Consider the following 16,826-nt stretch of genomic DNA (forward strand, 5'->3'; position numbering starts at 1 on the left):
ACGAGGTTAGCCCGGTACGCTCCAAGGGACCGCACTCGTGCACGGAGGTGACTCATAGACACCGAGATCTGGGCCACATCCCGCGCAGTCCTGTTCGACCTGGACGGCGTCCTGACCCCGACCGACCGGATCCACGAGACGGCGTGGGAGCAGACTCTCGGCCCGTACATCGCCGAGCGCGGGCTGCCTCCGTACACCGTTCGCGACTACGACCAGTACGTCAACGGACGGCCGCGCCTCGACGGGATCAGGGCTGTCCTGGAGGCACGTGGCCTGCACCCCGACGACGACACGCTCCACGCCCTCGGCGAGGCCAAGAATGCGACCTTCCTGCGCATCCTCGCCACCGACGGCACCGACAGCTATCCCGATGCGATGGCCCTGCTCTCCTTCGTACGCACGCGAGGCTTGAGGACTGCTGTCGTGTCCAGCAGCGCCAACGCGACCGCAGTGCTGGAGGCGGCCGGGATCCTCGGTCAGTTCGATCTGGTCGTCTCGGGGATCACCGCCCGCGAGCAGCACCTCGCCGGCAAACCCTCCCCCGATCCTTACGCGTACGCCGCCCGCCAACTGGGTTTTGGAACAGGCGACACTGTGGTGATCGAGGACGCCGCCGCAGGCGTCACCTCCGGCTCGGCGGCCGGCGCGATCGTGGTCGGGATCGACCGCGGCGCAGGTCACGAGGCGCTCGCCGCAGCGGGAGCCGATGTGGTCGTCACCGACCTGCGCGACCTCATTCCGGAGATGAACGATGCGCGCTGAAATCCCCTCCGATCCCGTCGATCGCGAGCGATTCCCCACCGATGTCTGGCGACTCGTCGAGAGCGCACCCGGGCCTGACGAGGACCTCGGGCTGACGGAGACGCTGTTCTCGGTCTCGAACGGGTATCTGGGTGTCCGCGCAACACCTGAGGAGGGTCGCCCGACCGTCTCGTACGGCACGTACATCAATGGCTTCCACGAGACGTGGCCCATCCGGCACGCCGAGGCCGCGTACGGCTTCGCCCGCACCGGCCAGACCCTGATCAACGTCCCGGATGCCACCGTCCTCAAGGTGTACGTCGACGACGAGCCGCTCATTCTCGGCTCCTCCGATGTCGAGGCGTACGAGCGCTCGCTCGACTTCCGCGATGGGGTGCTCCGTCGACGGGTGATCTGGCGTACGCCCGGCGGTCAACGGGTCCAGGTGGACACGTCGCGGTGTGTCTCCATGACGGAGCGGCACCTCGCGGTCTTCTCCATCGAGCTCACCATGCTCGAGGGGTCGGCCCCGATCGCGATCACGTCTGCTCTGATCAATCGTCAGGACGGCACCGACGAGTACGCGGTGCCGACAGTGGCCCACCCCGACAGCGGCGCCATCCAGGACCCGCGCCAGGCCGGCGGGTTCGACGAACGGGTCATGATGCCTCGGCTATCCGCTGCCGAGGGCAACCGGCTGGCACTCGGATTCGAGGCTCACCGCTCCCAGATGACCGTGGCGGCGGTTGCCGACCACGTCGTACGCGCACCGGCCGACGCCTCAACGGTCACGCACGCCACCGAGGACCGCACCCGCTGGACGATCCAGTGCAACGCCTCGTCCGGCGACACGATCCGGGTCGACAAGCTCGTCTCGTACCACTCCTCCCGGGGGGTCGATCCGGGCGAACTCGCCGATCGGTGCGACCGCACGTTGCAGAGAGCTGCGAGCATCGGACGCGACGCCATCCACGACGCCCAGCGGGCTTGGTTCGACGCGTTCTGGGACCGGTCGGACGTGGTCGTCACCGAGCACGGCGACGCATCGGGGCGCCTCGACGGCGACCCGGTCGCGCTGCAGCAGGCGATCCGGTTCAACCTCTTCAGCCTGGCTCAGGCCACGTCCCGCAGTGACGGCCAGGGCGTTGCAGCCAAGGGCGTCAGCGGTTCCGGGTACGAGGGGCACTACTTCTGGGACACCGAGATCTACGTACTGCCCTTCCTGACCTTCACCTCACCCGACGTCGCCCGCAACGTGCTGCAGTTCCGCGTACACATGCTGCCGCAGGCGCGAGCCAGGGCGGCCGAGATGGCGATCCAGGGAGCGCAGTATCCGTGGCGCACGATCAACGGCGAGGAAGCATCCGCGTACTACGCCGCGGGGACCGCGCAGGTCCACATCGATGCCGACATCAGCTACGCCATGGTCAAGTACGCCCGAGCCACGGGCGACGAACAGTTCCTCCACGTCGGCGGGCTCGACGTCCTCGTGGAGACGGCGCGGCTCTGGGCCGACATCGGGTTCGTACGCGACAACGGCGACCCGTCGTTCCAGATCCATGGCGTGACCGGGCCGGACGAATACACGACCGTCGTCAACAACAACCTGTTCACCAATGTGATGGCGCGCTACAACCTCGAACAGGCAGTCGCGGTGCTGACCTCGCTCCAGGCGACGGATCCGTCCGAGTACGCGTTGGCGATGGAACGACTCACCATCTCCGAGGAGGAGGTCGAACGCTGGGCTGCGTGCGCGGCCGGGATGCGGATCCCGTACGACGATCACCTCGGCATCCACCCGCAGGACGACTTCTTCCTCCACCGTGAGGTGTGGGATCTCGAGTCAACTCCCCCGGAACTGCACCCGTTGCTGCTGCATTTCCACCCGTTGGTGATCTACCGCTTCCAGGTGTTGAAGCAGGCCGACGTCGTGCTCGCGCTCTTCCTGCAGGGCGACCGGTTCACCGCCGAGGAGAAGCTGCGCGACTTCGAGTACTACACCCCGATCACCACGGGTGACTCGACCCTCTCGGCCGTCGTCGAGGCGATCGTCGCCGCAGAAGTCGGCCACCATCGGGCAGCCCGCGAGTTCTTCCACGAGGCGCTCTACTGCGACCTCGCCAACCTGCATGCCAACTCCGCCGACGGCATCCACATCGCCTCGGCCGGCGGGGTCTGGGCCGCGTTGGTCAACGGCTTCGGTGGGATGCGCCAGTACGACGACGGCCTGCACTTCGACCCTCGTCTCCCCGAGGGCTGGGACACCCTGAGCTTCCCGTTGCAGTGGCGAGGCCACCTGCTCCAGGTCGCGGTGATGCCCGAGGCGATCACCTTCACCTCACGTGCGGAGGTCGCCGAGAGCATCGACATGGTCGTCCGGGGTAGGGCGATCAGACTCGACGCGGGCGGCGTCGTACGCGTCCCGCTGGACAATCAGGGTGCGCGCATCGACCGGCCGCTCATCGCGCCGCCGAAGGGACGTCGACCGGACGGCACGCGGATGGCCGCCCACCTGCCGCAGCCCATCCCCGAACCACTCACGTACGCCCACGACACCGGCAGCCTGCCGGTCATCCGCGATCCCGATGAGGGCATGACACTAGGGTGACGACGTGACCGACGAGGTGGGTGTGGAGCGCGTGGGCAAGGGCATCACACGACTGACGCTGCCGCTCGGCTCCTCGTTGGATGCCGTCCGCGCCAAGATCATCGAGACGCTCGCCGACACCGAACGGGTCGAGATCCTGGTCGATCCGGACGACGCCACCGGACAGCGCAACGCGCTCATGTCCGGCCTCCGTCGCGAGGGCCTGCTGCGCGGCTTCGTCGACGGCGCCGACCGCTTTCTGTACGCCCGGCTCGCCTCTGATGATCCTCCGGAGCGGGGCGACGGCTTCCGGGCGCTGCTCAACTCGTATCTTCCGCGCAAGCGCGCCATCACCCAGATGTTGATCCGCGACCGCGACGGACGCGTGTTGCTGTGTCAATTGACCTACAAGCAGGACTGGGACCTGCCCGGAGGAGTCGTCGAAGTCGGCGAATCTCCTCGCGATGCTGCCGCTCGTGAGGTCGAGGAGGAACTCGCCCTCACGATCCCGACCGGCGAACTCCTGCTCACCGACTGGCTACCGCCCTGGCGCGGATGGGACGACGCCGTATGCCTGGTGTGGGACGGCGGTGCGCACGACGCCTCGATCCTCGACCGGGTCGTCAAGCAGGCTCGAGAGATCAAGGACGTACGTTTCTGTACCCCTGAGGAGGTCCACGAACTCGCAACCGACTTCACCGCAAGGCGAGTCGCGGCCGCCCTCGGGCGCGTCGACGGTCAGGGCTCGGCGTACACCGAATCCGGTCGCTCCGAGTAGCGCCGAAACCCGACATCCGTCAGGCCGAGACCCGACGTCTGCCACGCCGAGACCTGGCATCTGGACCGTCGACATGCGGACTTTGGTCTGTCAGGGCACGGCTCGTTGACGCGTCGCTGCCAATCGTCGGGTCTCGACCTGACAAACGTCGGGTCTCGACGTGACCGATGTCGGGTCTCGACCTGACGGATGTCGGGTCTCGACGTCAGAACAGTGCGTTCGCGAGCGCCCGGCGCGCAGCAGCGACCCGCGGGTCGGTGTTGCCCACGGCAGCGAACAGCCCGACCAGGTGCTCCCGGGCGGCGTCGCGTTCATCGCCGGAGGTACGCGCCACGAGCCCGATCAGCCGGTTGAAGGAGTCCTCGACGTGGCCTCCCGCTAGATCCAGGTCGGCGACCGTCGTCTGCGCCGCAACATCGTCCGGGCTGGCTGCGGCGGCTGCGCGAGCGGCGTTCACGTCCGCGCTGCCCACCCGCTGCAACAGCTTCGCCATTGCGAGACCGGCGGCGGCCTCGGCATCGGCCGGGTTGGCGTCGACGAGCTTCTGATACTCCGCCACAGCGAGGTCGATGTCGCCCGCCCCGAGGGCATCCTGGGCTGCCGCGTACCGCGGGTCCGCCGCAACCTCACCGTCCTCGGCGACGACCTGCTGCGGAGCGTGGCGCCCCGCGATCCCCGATGCGGTGAGCTGCTGGCCGATCTGCTGCAGCAGCACCCGCAGTTCCTCAGCGGTGAAGATGCCCGGGAAGGGCTCGGCGATCGGGCGACCGCCGCTGATGACGAACGTCTCCGGCACCTGACGCATCTGCAACGCCTGTGCGATCGCCGGGTTCTTGTCGACGTCGACCACGGCCGCCAGGAAGCGACCGTCGTACTCCGCGACGACGTCGACGAGGTCCTGGGCGAATCCGACGGACTCCGGCGCGCGGGACGGGGAGACGGCGGCGAGGATGACGGGCGCCGTGACCGACTGCTCGAGGACCGCCTGGAAGTTCTCCTGACTGACCATGACCGCGTACGCGCCGGCGGCCGCGGACTCCTGCGCGGCCGGCTGCCCCAGGGCTGCGAGGTCGATCGCTCCGCGGGAGGACGTGGGTGCCGGGGGCTGCTCACTCATGGCTTCATCCTATGGAGCCATCGAACCCCGACCGACGTCAGGCCAGCAGGGCGTCGGCGGCGGAGTACGGGTCCAACTCCCCCGCCGCGACACGCGCCGACAACTCTTTCATCGCACCGGCCTCGCCGACCGAGGCCCAACGACTGCGCAACTCCTGCACCGCGATCGCCTCGATCTCGTCCCGTGCCCGCCGCTCGCGGCGTACGCGCAGATTGCCGGTCGCGGCCAGCCACTCACGGTGTTCGACCAAGGCATCGGCGACCTCGGCGAGCCCCTGCTGGTTCAACGACGACGTCGCCAGCACCGGGGGGTCCCATGCCTCAGGAGCGCGATCCGCCAGCTTGAGCATGCCGAAGAGGTCCTTGCGCACCTTGTGGGCACCATCGCGATCGGACTTGTTCACCACGTAGAGATCACCGATCTCAAGGATGCCGGCCTTGGCAGCCTGGATCCCGTCACCCATGCCTGGCGCCAGCAACACCACCGTCGTGTCCGCAGCACGGGCGATCTCGACCTCGGACTGCCCCACGCCGACCGTCTCGATCAGTACGACGTCGAAGCCGGCAGCATCCACCACCCGCAGCGCTTGCGGCGTCGACCACGACAGCCCTCCCAGGTGTCCACGTGAGGCCATCGAACGGATGTAGACGCCACGGTCGGAGGCGTGTTCGGTCATCCGGATCCGGTCACCGAGCAGCGCGCCGCCGGAGAACGGAGAGGACGGATCGATGGCGAGCACGGCGACGGTCAGCCCGCGTCCGCGGAATTCAGCAACGAGAGCCGACGTGGTCGTCGACTTGCCGACCCCGGGCGCACCGGTGAGACCGATGACATGGGCGTGGCCGCCGTACGGCGCCAGCGCCGCCATCACCTCCCGCAACCGCGGAGACGCGTCCTCCACGAGCGTGATCAGCCGAGCGACCGCCCGGGTACGCCCTTCGCGCGCCTCCGCGATCAGGGTGGCGACGTCGTCAGTCCTACGACTCATGGGGAGATCGTTCCACTAGCCCGCACCTGGCGTGCCGAAGGGTGGACCGATGTTGCGGGAGGGGCGGCCAGGCGCCGACCGACGCCTCACGCTCAACATCGGTCCACCCCTGGGCACGGCCGCGCAGGTCCGGCTGGGTAACGGAAGGAGCCGGGATACAAAACGTCCCTCCCCGCCGAAGCGGGAAGGGACGTTCGTGGAGTCAGACTCAGGCAGAAGGCACGCGCACGATCATCGCGTCACCCTGACCGCCACCGCCGCAGAGCGCAGCGGCGCCGACGCCGCCGCCGCGACGCTTGAGTTCGTTCGCCAGGTGGAGTACGACGCGGGTGCCGGACATGCCGAGCGGGTGACCCAGGGCGATTGCGCCGCCGTTGACGTTGACGATCTCATCGGAGATGCCGAGCTCGGCGGCCGAAGCCATGCCGACAGCTGCGAACGCCTCGTTGAACTCAACGACGCTGAGGTCGGCAGCCGTGAGGCCGGCCTTCGCGAGAGCCTTGGCCGTGGAGGCGGCCGGCTGGAGCTGGAGCGAGGAGTCCGGACCGGCGGTCTGACCGACGGAGACGATCTCGGCGAGCCACGTCAGGCCGAGCGACTCCGCCTTTTCCTTGCTCATCACGACGACCGCTGCGGCGCCGTCCGAGATCTGCGAAGCAGAACCAGCGGTGATGGTGCCGTCCTTGGCGACCGGGCGCAGGCCGGCGAGCGACTCAGTGGTGGTGTCGCCGCGTACGCCCTCGTCCTGGGTGACGACGACGTCGCCGCGACGCGAGGAGATGGTGACCGGGACGATCTCGTCGTCGAAGATCCCGTTCTTCTGGGCCTCAGCCGCACGCTGGTGGGAACGCGCCGACACGGCGTCCTGCTCCTCGCGGGTGAACTTCTGCGCAGCCGCGTTGCACGCGTCCGTGAGGTTGATCATGGCCTGCTTGGTGAACTGGTCGAACAGCGCGTCGTAGACCATCGAGTCCACCAGCGTGGTGTCGCCGTACTTGAAGCCGTCACGCGACTTCGGGAGCAGGTGCGGGGCGTTGGTCATGGACTCCATGCCGCCGGCGACGACGATCTCCGCCTCGCCCGAGGTGATCATCTGCGAAGCCTGGGCGATGGCGTTGAGGCCCGAGAGACACACCTTGTTGGTGGTGATGGTCGGGACGTTCATCGGGATGCCCGCGCCGTGCGCAGCCATGCGGGCCGGGTTCTGGCCGGCACCGGCCTGGATGACCTGTCCCATGATCACGTAGTCGACCTGGTCGCCGGTGACGCCGGCCTTCTCGAGCGCACCCTTGATGGCGACGGACCCGAGCTCAGCGGCGGAGAGGGAGGAGAAGGCGCCCTGAAGGCGGCCGATCGGGGTACGAGCCCCAGCGACGATGACGGTGGACATGGCAAATGCCTCCAAAGTGTGAACAAGCGCCGTGTGAACGACTGGTAACAGACCAATATTACTGGCGGGTAGCCGACGCAGGGACTGCCTCGGACAGCTCATCCATGTGCCTATCGTCACACTATCCGCGGACGACGTGCAGTGCCTGACGGGACCATCAGTCAGACTGGTCACCATGACTCTCGAGATCCCCGAGCACCTGTTCATCGCGATCGACCACGTCGGCATCGCTGTCCCGGACCTCGACGAGGCGATCGCCTTCTATGCCGACAAGTTCGGCATGAAGGTCGCCCACGAGGAGACCAACGAGGAGCAGGGCGTACGCGAGGCCATGGTCGCCGTCGGCGACACCGGCTCCCACATCCAGCTGCTGGCGCCGCTGCACCCCGACACCACGATCGGGAAGTTCCTGGCCAAGTCCGGCCCGGGCCTCCAGCAGCTCGCGTACCGCGTGACCGACATCGATGCGGTCTGCGCGATCCTCCGCGAGCGTGGCCTGCGGCTGCTCTACGACGTGCCGAAGCGCGGCACCTCTGACAGCCGGGTGAACTTCATCCACCCCAAGGATGCCGGTGGCGTACTCGTCGAACTCGTCGAGCCGAACAAGAACGCGCACCACTGACCCGATCCGCGTCATGAAGCGCCTCCTCCGATCGCGGAGGGGGCGTTTCTACGTGACGGACGCCTCACGAATCCTGAGTATGGGTGTACGGGTGCGCTGATATGGTCACCCGTATGAAGACGACGATCGAGCTGCCTGACGACCTGGTCGCTCAGGTACGCGACATCGCTCGCGAGGAACACACCACGATGCGCGAACTCATGATCGAGGGGCTTCGACACGCTCTCGAACGCCGCCAGGCCACCACCCGGGCCGAGTTCGTGTTCCCGACGTACGCCGGACACGGCCTTGCCGAGGGAATCATCGGAGCCGACATCATCGACGTGTCGTACGGACTCCCCCGTTGATCGCCGTCGACACCAACCTGCTCGTGTACGCACACCGGCAGGACAGTGCTCATCATGACGCTGCTCGGGCGGCTCTGGAGTCCCTCGCAGCACGGACGGCGACCTGGGCGATCCCCTGGCCGGCCGTGCACGAGTTCCTGGCGGTGATCACGCATCCTCGGATCTACGCCCCGCCCACGCCGCACGATCAGGCGTTCGCGGCGGTCCGCGCCCTCTCAGGTGCCGACAACGTCACCTTCATCGGCGAGACTCCCCACCATCTGGAGATCGTCGAAGGCCTGATCCGTGAATCAGGCGTACGCGGTGTCAAGGTGCAGGACGCCCGCATCGCGGCGATCTGCATCGGCAACGGCATCAAGGAACTGTGGACCGCAGACCGCGACTTCAGTTGGTTCCCCGAACTTCAGACCCACAACCCCCTCACCTTCAACCCGTTGAAGAAACAAGAGAACAGGTAGCGTTCCCTTCCATGCAGAAGATTCTTGATGCGATCCTCGCCGATGCCCCGGCCGAGGAATTCGCCAACCTGACCCTTCCGGAGTCGTACCGCGCCGTCACCGTCCACAAGGACGAGGTCGACATGTTCGAGGGCGTCGCGTCGCGCGACAAGGACCCTCGCAAATCGCTCCACCTGGACGATGTCCCGATGCCGGAGCTCGGCCCGGGCGAGGCGATCGTCGCCGTGATGGCCTCGGCCATCAACTACAACACCGTGTGGACCTCGATCTTCGAGCCCGTCTCGACGTTCGGCTTCCTCGAGCGGTACGGCCGTGAGTCGGCCCTCGGCAAGCGCCACGACCTGCCGTACCACATCGTCGGCTCCGACCTGGCTGGCGTCGTGCTCGCCGTCGGCGCGGGCGTGACGAAGTGGAAGGCCGGCGACCGCGTCGTCGCCCACTGCCTGTCGGTCGAGCTCGAGGCTCCCGACGGCCACAACGACACCATGATGGATCCGTCGCAGCGCATCTGGGGCTTCGAGACCAACTTCGGCGGCCTGGCCGACGTCGCCATGGTCAAGGCCAACCAGCTCATGCCGAAGCCGGAGCACCTCACCTGGGAAGAGGCTGCGTCCCCGGGCCTGGTGAACTCCACCGCGTACCGCCAGCTCGTCTCCAAGAACGGTGGCGGCATGAAGCAGGGCGACAACGTCCTGATCTGGGGCGCCTCGGGCGGTCTCGGTGGCTTCGCGACGCAGTACGCCCTCAACGGTGGCGCCAACCCGATCTGCGTGGTGTCGAACGAGGAGAAGGCCCAGATCGTGCGCAACCTGGGCGCCGAGATGGTCATCAACCGTTCCGAGCTCGCTCCGAAGTTCTGGAACGAGGAAGGCACGAAGCAGGATCCGAAGGAATGGCTGCGCTTCGGCAAGGCGATCCGCGAACTCACCGGCGGCGAGGACATCGACATCGTCTTCGAGCACCCGGGTCGTGAGACCTTCGGCGCCTCGGTGTTCGTCACCCGCAAGGGCGGCATCATCACGACCTGCGCCTCGACCTCGGGCTACATGCACGAGTACGACAACCGCTACCTGTGGATGAACCTCAAGAAGATCATCTCCAGCCACTTCGCGAACTACCGCGAGTCGTGGGAGGCCAACCGCCTCATCGCGCAGGGCAAGATCCACCCGACGCTGTCGCGGGTCTACTCCCTCGACGAGGTCGGTCAGGCCGCGCTCGACGTGCACCACAACAAGCACCAGGGCAAGGTCGGCGTCCTCGCGCTGTCGCCGCAGGAGGGCCTCGGCGTGAAGAACGAGGAGCTCCGCGCGAAGCACCTCGACAAGATCAATCTGTTCCGCGGGATCTGATCCCAAGAACACCAGACACCGCCTGTGGGATCACTTCCCGCAGGCGGTGTCTGTCATTTCCGGCCGTGTGAAAGGCTGGGAGCCACTCGGACCAGAACGCCACGTAAGGACCAGCATGAGCGACAACGCGACCTCGAACGCACCGGAGCCACGTACGACCGCAGCGCAGGCGGGCCGCCACAGTTCCGCTGCGCAGGTGCCGACGACCCCGCTGCCCCTCGTCCGCCGCGGCTATGACCCGGCGGCGACGGATGCACGGATCGAGCAGCTGACCGCGGCACTCAAGGCTGCCAACGACTCGGCGACCATCGCGCACAACAGCCAGGCCAGCCTTGAGGCCGAACTGGCCAGCACCCGCGCCGAACTGGCCGACACGAGCAACCCGAGCTTCGCCAGCCTCGGCCGGCGCGCGAACGTGCTGCTGCGCATCGCCGAGGAGCAGGCCGCAGAGATCAAGCAGGCCGCCGAGGCCGAGGCTGCCGACATTCGGGCCCACGCAGTGCGCGATGCGACGGCGGCGACCTCGTCGGCGCGCAGCCAGATCGAGGCCGAGCGTGCGGCACACCACGCCGAGCTCGATGAGCACCGCAGCGCGGTCCAGTCGGACGCGGAGCGTACGCGCACGCTCGCGCAGAGCGAGGCCGAGAGCCACGTGGCCGCCGCCACGGCCGAGGCGGACCAGATCCGCCTTGCCGCCCACCAGGAGACCGCCGAGACGCGTACGGCCGCCCAGCGCGAAGTCGAGCAGCTCCGCGCGGGCGCCGACCGCGAGGTCCAGGAAGCACGTCGAATGCTGGCCGTGGAGAAGGAGCGCCTGACCCGCGAGGCGACCGACCACCACAGCACCGCGATGAGCGAGTCCCGCCGTCTGGTGGAAGAGGCCGAGAGCCGGGCTGCGGCCGCCGATGAGCGCGTACGCCTCGGAGCCGAGCAGACGGCGCAGCACCGCGCCGAGGCGAAGGCGGAGAGCGAGGGGCTGATCGCCCGAGCCAAGCGGGACGCCGAGGGCATCCTGGCGACCGCCGCCGCTCAGGCACAGTCGATCGGCGCCACCGCAACTCTGGACGTCGAGCGCGCCGTGGAGATGCACAAGGCCGAACTCGCCCGTCTGGTGAAGCGTCGCGACGCGATCCACAGCCAGCTCGCGCAGCTCTCTGACCTCGTGAACGGCTTCATGGACGACGAGCCCAGCGACGAGCCGGCGCCCACGAAGGCGGCGAAGGCTGCTGCGGCCGAGGAGCCCGAGGCCGCCGAGGCGACGACCGAGGCGCAGGACGCCTGAGGTCGTCGCAACATCTCGGCGGATCCGCTGAGAACTGCCTGATTCTGGCGGTTTAGGGAGCGCTTCCTGTCCGTTGGCTGTCAGGATTCGGTCACACCGTGCTGTCCGTGCACGGGTGATAGGAGTCCCACCATGTCGTTCACGACCAAGCTCGCCACCGGCGTCATGCTCGCCGCTGCCACCTCGACCGCCCTCACCGGTTGTGGCAAGAAGGGCAACGACTCGGCCGCCAACAAGAGCCTGAGCTCCTCGGAGATCAAGAAGATCGAGAAGGAGCCCTGCACCAACAAGAAGGCCGTCAGCGCTGCGATCGGCGGCGAGCACAAGTGCCTCATCCCGAACCAGGCCTGCTCGGTCGCCAACAAGGGCGACTACGACAACTACGGCTTCAAGTGCATCCAGGACAAGAAGCAGGGCCGTTACGAGCTCGCCAAGAAGTGATCTGATCGGTCAGAAGGGCGTCGGACTTCGGTCCGGCGCCCTTCGCTGTTCTCAGTCCTTGGTGAAATCCCTCAGGAGTTCGGTGACGATCTCGGGCCGGTCTGCATGGACCCAGTGGCCGGCTCCCTTGACCGTCACATTGCGTACGTGCGGGAAGAAGGCCTTCATCACCGGCCGGTAGTCGGCGCGGATGTAGGGCGAATCCTGACCCGCGATCCACAACACCGGCCGGCCATACGGTCTCGTCGGGCCGAGTTGAGCCGAGGGCCAGCCGCTGATCCGGTCCAGATCGCGACCCAGGACCTCGAGATTCATCTGCCATGTCCACCCAAACGCATCCCGTCGCAGGTTCTGCAGCAGGAAGCTGCGTACGCCGGGGTCCGGGACCGCGTACGCCAGCGCGGCGTCGGCATCCTCGCGGGAGGCATCGGGTCCGAGTTCGAGACTGCGCATCGCCTCGATGTAGCTCTGGAACTGTTGCGACCGCGGGTAAGTCACCGGCGCCATGTCGACCACGCACAGCCGCGAGACCAGGTGCGGATGCCGTAGGGCCAGCACCATCGCGACCTTGCCGCCCATGGAGTGACCGACGACGGCTGCCGGATCGTGGAGCTTGATCAGATCGGCGACCATGTCGGCGATCTGGAGGTAGTCGAAGGTCTCCAACCAGGGTGAGCGACCATGATGCGGAAGGTCCACCACGGTCGCGCGGTGGGTGTCGGCGAGCGATCTGGCGATCGTCGTCCAGTTGCGCCCCTGACCGAAGAGGCCGTGCAGGAACACGATGCGACTACCGGAGTCGCCGTAGGTGGCGGTGTGCAGGACCACCGTGGTCAGAAGTCGAACAGGTCGCCGATGCCACCGGCAATGTCGCCGAGGCCGTCACCGATGCCGCCGGCCAGGTCGCCAAGACCTGCACCGATGCCTTCCGCGAGCATTCCCACGCCGCCGAGGATGTCGGGGAGGAACCACGCGGCGAACATCCACTCCATCGGCCCGAAGTTGCCGAAGTAGCCGCGGGCGTACGGGCCCATGTTCCGGTCCTGCCAGTACGGCATCCGTTGGCTGCCCCGCATCACGTACCGACTGTCGGGCGCAGCGCCGGCCATCACGCGCTCGCGGTCCAACGCGCATGCGGGGACGTCACGCATCTGGCCGTCCGGCATCGGCCACTGGACGTCGGCCACCGAGATGCCGTGGCGCGGGTCGAAGAAGCAGGCCGGGCGCCGCGGCGGCAGCGGCTGATTGTTCACGCGCGCCTGGACGCAGGCGATCGCGTACCGACCGTCCTCGACGATCGAGGTGACGTTGCCGACGTCATCGGGCTTCGCCATCACCTCTGCCGCCTGCTTCGCGTTCTCGTACGCGTCGAGGGCTCGCTGGTAGTCGGCCCGAGCACCCTCGTCCAACACGCGACCGGTGAGATCGAGATCGAGGTTCTGGAGTTGCTCACCGAGCGCGGTGATGTCCTCGAACGTGAGCTTCTTGACCGGCTCCATGGCGATAGCCAAGCGTTGCTGAGTCTGTAGGGCAGCGCGTCGCTTGGTCACGCGGACCACGACGAACACCACCGCGATGATGACAAGGATGCCGATGAGTTGGCCCATGGCTTCACTCTACGAGGGTGATGGGAACCGGCAGACCCCGCACGCTACGCCGGACGGTTCGCTGCCAGCCAGCGCTCCACGCGGGTGTCCGGGACGAGCCAAATGAGCGCCACGAGCGCGAACGGCACCAACCCCAGCCACGGAGTCACGAACACCAGCGCAATGCCGAGGACGTACAGCCCGGGCGACGCCTTGCCCTTCCAGTCGTTCCCGAGGACGTCCTTCAGCACCGGGCCGGTCCCGGGTGTACGCAGAAGGGTCAGTTGGAGGACGTAGTAGGCGATGGCGGCTCCGAGCAGATTCACGCCGTAGACCGCCGTCGGAGTCAGCGCCAGCCTGGAATCGTCCATCCACGCCGTGGTGAAGGGATACAGCGAGAGCCAGAACAGCAGGTGCAGGTTGGCCCACATCGCTCCCCCGGTGACGGTCTTGACGACCTGGAAGAGATGGTGGTGGTTGTTCCAGTAGATGCCGATGTACACGAACGAGAGCACGTACGTCAGGATCGACAGCCCGCTGGTGTGCCACAGATCGTGCAGGTGCTCACCCGTCGGAACCTTCAGTTCCAACACCATCACCGTGATGATGATCGCCAGAACACCGTCGCTGAATGCCTCGAGTCGGTTGCTCTCCACAGGAGAACTCTAGGGACCGGGATGATCGGCGAGCGGGAAGCCAGCCGATCAACGATTCAGCGAGCCGGCCAGTCGGTGATGTCCTCGTACTCGGGGTGCTTCTTGATGAAGGCCGCATAGAAGGGGCAGTGCGGGATCGCCCGGCGCCCCTCGGCGCGTAGTTGGTCCAGCGAAGCCGTCGCGAGCCTGCCCGCAAGGCCTTGCCCGGCGTACGCGTCGTCGATCTCGGTGTGGATGAAGTCGACGTGCTCTGCGTCCGGGATGCGGTACTGCGCAAAGCCGGCGAGCGTGCCGTCGACGTGAATCTCGAAACGGCCCAGGTCGGGGACATCCACGACCTCGATTGCGGTGTCAGTCATGGGTCCCTCCCTGGGCCGTTTCGATCAGTCAGTCAGCCGTGAGCGGCTCAGTACGAGTAGAAGCCCTGGCCGGTCTTGCGACCGAGCTCTCCAGCCTCGACCTTGGCGATGAGGGTCTTGGCCGGCTCGAAGTCGGCGTCACCGAACGTCTCGAAGAGCTCCTTCTCGATCGCGAGCGAGACGTCGTTGCCGACCACATCGAGCAGCGCGAACGGGCCCATCGGGAACCCGGCCTGCTCCTTGATCGCCGCGTCGATCTCCTCCATCGAGGCCTGGCCCGACTCGAGCAGCTTGATCGCGTCGTTGAGGTAAGGGAAGAGCAGGCAGTTCACGATGAACCCGGAGCGGTCGCCACAGGAGACGGCGACCTTGCCGATGTTGGCACACAGAGCCAGAACGGTCTCGTTGACGTCGGCGGAGGTCTGCTCGGTCGTGACGACCTCGACCAGCTTCATGATCGTCGCCGGGTTGAAGAAGTGCATGCCGATGACCGACTCGGGACGCGAGGTGACCTCGCCGAGCTTCGTGATCGGCATCGACGACGTCGTGGTCGCCAGGATCGCGCCCGGCTTGCAGATGCGGTCGAGGTCCTTGTAGAGCTCGGTCTTGATCGCCAGGTCCTCGGCGATCGCCTCGACGACGATGTCCACGTCTGCGAGCGCCTCGCGCTCGCTGGAGCCGGTCAGGCGGCCGAGGACGTCCGACTTGGCGTTCTCGTCGATCTTGCCCTTCTCGATCAGCTTGTCGAGGCCCTTGGTGATGCTGGCGATGACGCCGTTGATCTTGTCCTCGCCGCGGCCGACGAACACCACGTCGTACCCGGCCTGGGCGAAGACCTGGATCATGCCGCTGGCCATGGTGCCGGTGCCCACGACACCGACCTTGGTGATCTCGATCTTGAACTCGGGGGCGGTGGCCTCGCCGGCCGCCTCGGCCGGGGTGAACAATCCACGCTCCTGCGCGACCGTCATCGGGCCCTTCGGGTACCCACAACCGAAGCGCATTCCGTTGTCGATGTCGACGGCGGAGGCGTAGCCGGCGGAGTGCATCCGCAGCGCGTGCTGGAGGTACGGGAGGACGAGGGTGTCGTGAATCTGCTCGTTGCTCAGGGTCATGCGGCAGATCCTCCCATACCCGCCAGTAGGGTTTCGGCTTGTGAGACTCGTGGTGGCGACCTGTCAGGTGGATTACGCGGGGCGGCTCAGCGCGCACCTTCCGATGGCCACCCGCGTCCTGATGATCAAGGCGGACGGGTCCGTTCTGGTGCACTCAGACGGGGGCTCGTACAAGCCGCTGAACTGGATGTCTCCCCCGTGCACGCTGCGCGAAGGTCTGACCGAGGACGGGCGTACGGAGTGGGTGGTGACGTCCAAGACGGACGACACGCTCCGGATCACGATCGAGGAGATCCACCACGAGTCGGCGCATGATCTCGGCGTCGACCCGGGCCTGCAGAAGGACGGAGTCGAGAAGCACCTCCAGGAGCTGCTGGCCGATCATCCGGCGACCTTGTCCGACGGTCTGACCCTGGTACGGCGCGAGTTCCCGACAGCGATCGGGCCGGTCGACCTGATGTGCCGTGACGCCGAGGGCCTCTCGGTTGCAGTCGAGATCAAGCGCCGCGGGGACATCGACGGTGTGGAGCAGCTCACCCGCTATCTGGAGTTGTTGAACCGCGATCCCCTGCTCACCGGCAAGGGCACCGTCCGCGGCATCTTCGCGGCCCAGGAGATCAAGCCGCAAGCCCGCGTACTCGCCGAGGACCGCGGGATCGCGTGCGCGGTTGTGGACTACGACGCGTTGCGCGGACTGGACGACCCGACCGAGCGCTTGTTCTAAGGTCGAATCGTGGAAGCAGAACTCGACGCCCAAGGCTTGACGCTTCGCCTGTCGCACCAAGAGGCTCTGTTGCTCGGAATCTCCGTCAGGGCTGGCTACGAGACTGTTTCGCAAGCCGAGTACTACATCAGACATGGGTTGTCGGAACCCGCCATGGAACATCTCGCTGCCTTCCTGATCGGAGCAGGCGAGGCACCACCGACCTCGGTCGAGATCCCCATCGAACCTGGTGTCGAAGAGGTCGAGAATCCTCGACGACCTCGGCCCGGCCGTGCCTGACATAGCG

General features: G+C 67.0%; 19 protein-coding genes. 11 read left to right on the forward strand and 8 right to left on the reverse strand.

What is annotated here, in order from left to right:
* Positions 1–90 precede the first annotated feature (90 nt).
* From KCTC_RS02135 to KCTC_RS02145, 3 genes are read left to right on the forward strand one after another with little or no spacing between them, the layout of a single operon-like run.
* A complete protein-coding gene (locus KCTC_RS02135) occupies positions 91–762 on the forward strand; it encodes an HAD family hydrolase (RefSeq protein WP_269461449.1) in 672 nt (223 codons plus the stop codon).
* On the forward strand, positions 752–3,349 hold the full coding sequence (locus KCTC_RS02140; protein ID WP_125566337.1) for a glycoside hydrolase family 65 protein: 2,598 nt from the start codon (positions 752–754) through the stop codon (positions 3,347–3,349). Before KCTC_RS02135 ends, KCTC_RS02140 begins: the two co-directional genes overlap by 11 nt.
* A 4-nt stretch (positions 3,350–3,353) precedes the next feature.
* A complete protein-coding gene (locus tag KCTC_RS02145; RefSeq protein WP_125566339.1) occupies positions 3,354–4,106 on the forward strand; it encodes an NUDIX domain-containing protein in 753 nt (250 codons plus the stop codon).
* A 205-nt stretch (positions 4,107–4,311) separates the two neighbouring features.
* Here the strand turns inward: KCTC_RS02145 and KCTC_RS02150 are convergent, their stop codons facing one another.
* The 3 genes from KCTC_RS02150 to KCTC_RS02160 form a co-directional block, all read right to left on the reverse strand.
* On the reverse strand, positions 4,312–5,223 hold the full coding sequence (locus tag KCTC_RS02150) for a tetratricopeptide repeat protein (RefSeq protein WP_125566341.1): 912 nt from the start codon (positions 5,221–5,223) through the stop codon (positions 4,312–4,314).
* A 37-nt stretch (positions 5,224–5,260) separates the two neighbouring features.
* Positions 5,261–6,211 (reverse strand): methylmalonyl Co-A mutase-associated GTPase MeaB, encoded by a 951-nt coding sequence (gene meaB, locus KCTC_RS02155; protein WP_125566342.1) that lies wholly within the window; start codon positions 6,209–6,211, stop codon positions 5,261–5,263.
* A gap of 208 nt (positions 6,212–6,419) precedes the next feature.
* The gene (locus KCTC_RS02160; protein ID WP_125566345.1) at positions 6,420–7,601 is read right to left on the reverse strand and encodes an acetyl-CoA C-acetyltransferase; all 1,182 of its coding nucleotides are present in this window, start codon (positions 7,599–7,601) and stop codon (positions 6,420–6,422) included.
* 175 nt (positions 7,602–7,776) lie between these two features.
* On the opposite strand from KCTC_RS02160, the gene mce reads away from it, so the two are divergent.
* The 6 genes from mce (at position 7,777) to KCTC_RS02190 (ending at position 12,100) form a co-directional block, all read left to right on the forward strand.
* Entirely contained in the window at positions 7,777–8,223 is a 447-nt protein-coding gene (gene mce / locus KCTC_RS02165) for a methylmalonyl-CoA epimerase (protein ID WP_125566347.1), read from the forward strand.
* A gap of 113 nt (positions 8,224–8,336) precedes the next feature.
* Positions 8,337–8,570 carry a type II toxin-antitoxin system VapB family antitoxin gene (locus KCTC_RS02170; protein WP_164512438.1) on the forward strand — a complete coding sequence of 78 codons (234 nt, stop codon included), beginning with the start codon at positions 8,337–8,339 and terminating at the stop codon, positions 8,568–8,570.
* Positions 8,567–9,028, forward strand: coding sequence for a type II toxin-antitoxin system VapC family toxin (locus tag KCTC_RS02175; RefSeq protein WP_125566351.1), 462 nt, complete (start codon positions 8,567–8,569; stop codon positions 9,026–9,028). Before KCTC_RS02170 ends, KCTC_RS02175 begins: the two co-directional genes overlap by 4 nt.
* 11 nt (positions 9,029–9,039) lie before the next feature.
* Entirely contained in the window at positions 9,040–10,377 is a 1,338-nt protein-coding gene (ccrA, locus tag KCTC_RS02180) for a crotonyl-CoA carboxylase/reductase (RefSeq protein WP_125566353.1), read from the forward strand.
* 115 nt (positions 10,378–10,492) lie between these two features.
* Positions 10,493–11,659, forward strand: a complete 1,167-nt coding sequence (locus KCTC_RS02185; RefSeq protein ID WP_125566354.1) for a coiled-coil domain-containing protein — start codon at positions 10,493–10,495, stop codon at positions 11,657–11,659.
* 132 nt (positions 11,660–11,791) lie between these two features.
* Positions 11,792–12,100 (forward strand): hypothetical protein, encoded by a 309-nt coding sequence (locus KCTC_RS02190; protein WP_125566356.1) that lies wholly within the window; start codon positions 11,792–11,794, stop codon positions 12,098–12,100.
* A 51-nt stretch (positions 12,101–12,151) separates the two neighbouring features.
* Here KCTC_RS02190 and KCTC_RS02195 read toward each other — a convergent pair whose 3' ends face one another.
* The 5 genes from KCTC_RS02195 to KCTC_RS02215 are packed head-to-tail and all read right to left on the reverse strand — an operon-like array spanning position 12,152 to position 15,816.
* Positions 12,152–12,928: an alpha/beta fold hydrolase gene (locus KCTC_RS02195; protein ID WP_197715228.1), complete on the reverse strand. Its 777-nt coding sequence runs from the start codon at positions 12,926–12,928 to the stop codon at positions 12,152–12,154.
* A gap of 5 nt (positions 12,929–12,933) precedes the next feature.
* A complete protein-coding gene (locus KCTC_RS02200) occupies positions 12,934–13,707 on the reverse strand; it encodes a hypothetical protein (protein ID WP_125566360.1) in 774 nt (257 codons plus the stop codon).
* A gap of 44 nt (positions 13,708–13,751) precedes the next feature.
* Positions 13,752–14,342, reverse strand: coding sequence for a TMEM175 family protein (locus KCTC_RS02205; RefSeq protein WP_125566362.1), 591 nt, complete (start codon positions 14,340–14,342; stop codon positions 13,752–13,754).
* 56 nt (positions 14,343–14,398) lie between these two features.
* Positions 14,399–14,701 (reverse strand): GNAT family N-acetyltransferase, encoded by a 303-nt coding sequence (locus KCTC_RS02210; protein WP_125566364.1) that lies wholly within the window; start codon positions 14,699–14,701, stop codon positions 14,399–14,401.
* A 47-nt stretch (positions 14,702–14,748) separates the two neighbouring features.
* Entirely contained in the window at positions 14,749–15,816 is a 1,068-nt protein-coding gene (locus tag KCTC_RS02215; protein ID WP_125566366.1) for a 3-hydroxyacyl-CoA dehydrogenase family protein, read from the reverse strand.
* Between KCTC_RS02215 and nucS the strand changes: the two genes are divergently transcribed.
* Together nucS and KCTC_RS02225 are read left to right on the forward strand one after the other, a co-directional pair.
* Positions 15,815–16,540, forward strand: coding sequence for an endonuclease NucS (gene nucS, locus KCTC_RS02220; RefSeq protein ID WP_125566368.1), 726 nt, complete (start codon positions 15,815–15,817; stop codon positions 16,538–16,540). The genes KCTC_RS02215 and nucS overlap by 2 nt on opposite strands.
* 9 nt (positions 16,541–16,549) lie before the next feature.
* Entirely contained in the window at positions 16,550–16,819 is a 270-nt protein-coding gene (locus KCTC_RS02225) for a hypothetical protein (protein WP_125566370.1), read from the forward strand.
* Positions 16,820–16,826 lie beyond the last annotated feature (7 nt).

Origin of the sequence: Nocardioides baekrokdamisoli (assembly GCF_003945325.1) — a bacterium.
In the GTDB taxonomy this organism is placed as follows: domain Bacteria; phylum Actinomycetota; class Actinomycetes; order Propionibacteriales; family Nocardioidaceae; genus Nocardioides; species Nocardioides baekrokdamisoli.

Bases quoted from the DNA above. Each gene is read 5' to 3' on its own strand.
- meaB (WP_125566342.1), bottom strand. From the start codon at position 6,211: ATGAGTCGTAGGACTGACGACGTCGCCACCCTGATCGCGGAGGCGCGC.
- mce (WP_125566347.1), top strand. From the start codon at position 7,777: ATGACTCTCGAGATCCCCGAGCACCTGTTCATCGCGATCGACCACGTC.
- KCTC_RS02210 (WP_125566364.1), bottom strand. From the start codon at position 14,701: ATGACTGACACCGCAATCGAGGTCGTGGATGTCCCCGACCTGGGCCGT.
- nucS (WP_125566368.1), top strand. From the start codon at position 15,815: ATGCGGCAGATCCTCCCATACCCGCCAGTAGGGTTTCGGCTTGTGAGA.
- ccrA (WP_125566353.1), top strand. From the start codon at position 9,040: ATGCAGAAGATTCTTGATGCGATCCTCGCCGATGCCCCGGCCGAGGAA.
- KCTC_RS02140 (WP_125566337.1), top strand. From the start codon at position 752: ATGCGCGCTGAAATCCCCTCCGATCCCGTCGATCGCGAGCGATTCCCC.
- KCTC_RS02190 (WP_125566356.1), top strand. From the start codon at position 11,792: ATGTCGTTCACGACCAAGCTCGCCACCGGCGTCATGCTCGCCGCTGCC.
- KCTC_RS02215 (WP_125566366.1), bottom strand. From the start codon at position 15,816: ATGACCCTGAGCAACGAGCAGATTCACGACACCCTCGTCCTCCCGTAC.
- KCTC_RS02185 (WP_125566354.1), top strand. From the start codon at position 10,493: ATGAGCGACAACGCGACCTCGAACGCACCGGAGCCACGTACGACCGCA.
- KCTC_RS02200 (WP_125566360.1), bottom strand. From the start codon at position 13,707: ATGGGCCAACTCATCGGCATCCTTGTCATCATCGCGGTGGTGTTCGTC.
- KCTC_RS02150 (WP_125566341.1), bottom strand. From the start codon at position 5,223: ATGAGTGAGCAGCCCCCGGCACCCACGTCCTCCCGCGGAGCGATCGAC.
- KCTC_RS02170 (WP_164512438.1), top strand. From the start codon at position 8,337: ATGAAGACGACGATCGAGCTGCCTGACGACCTGGTCGCTCAGGTACGC.
- KCTC_RS02160 (WP_125566345.1), bottom strand. From the start codon at position 7,601: ATGTCCACCGTCATCGTCGCTGGGGCTCGTACCCCGATCGGCCGCCTT.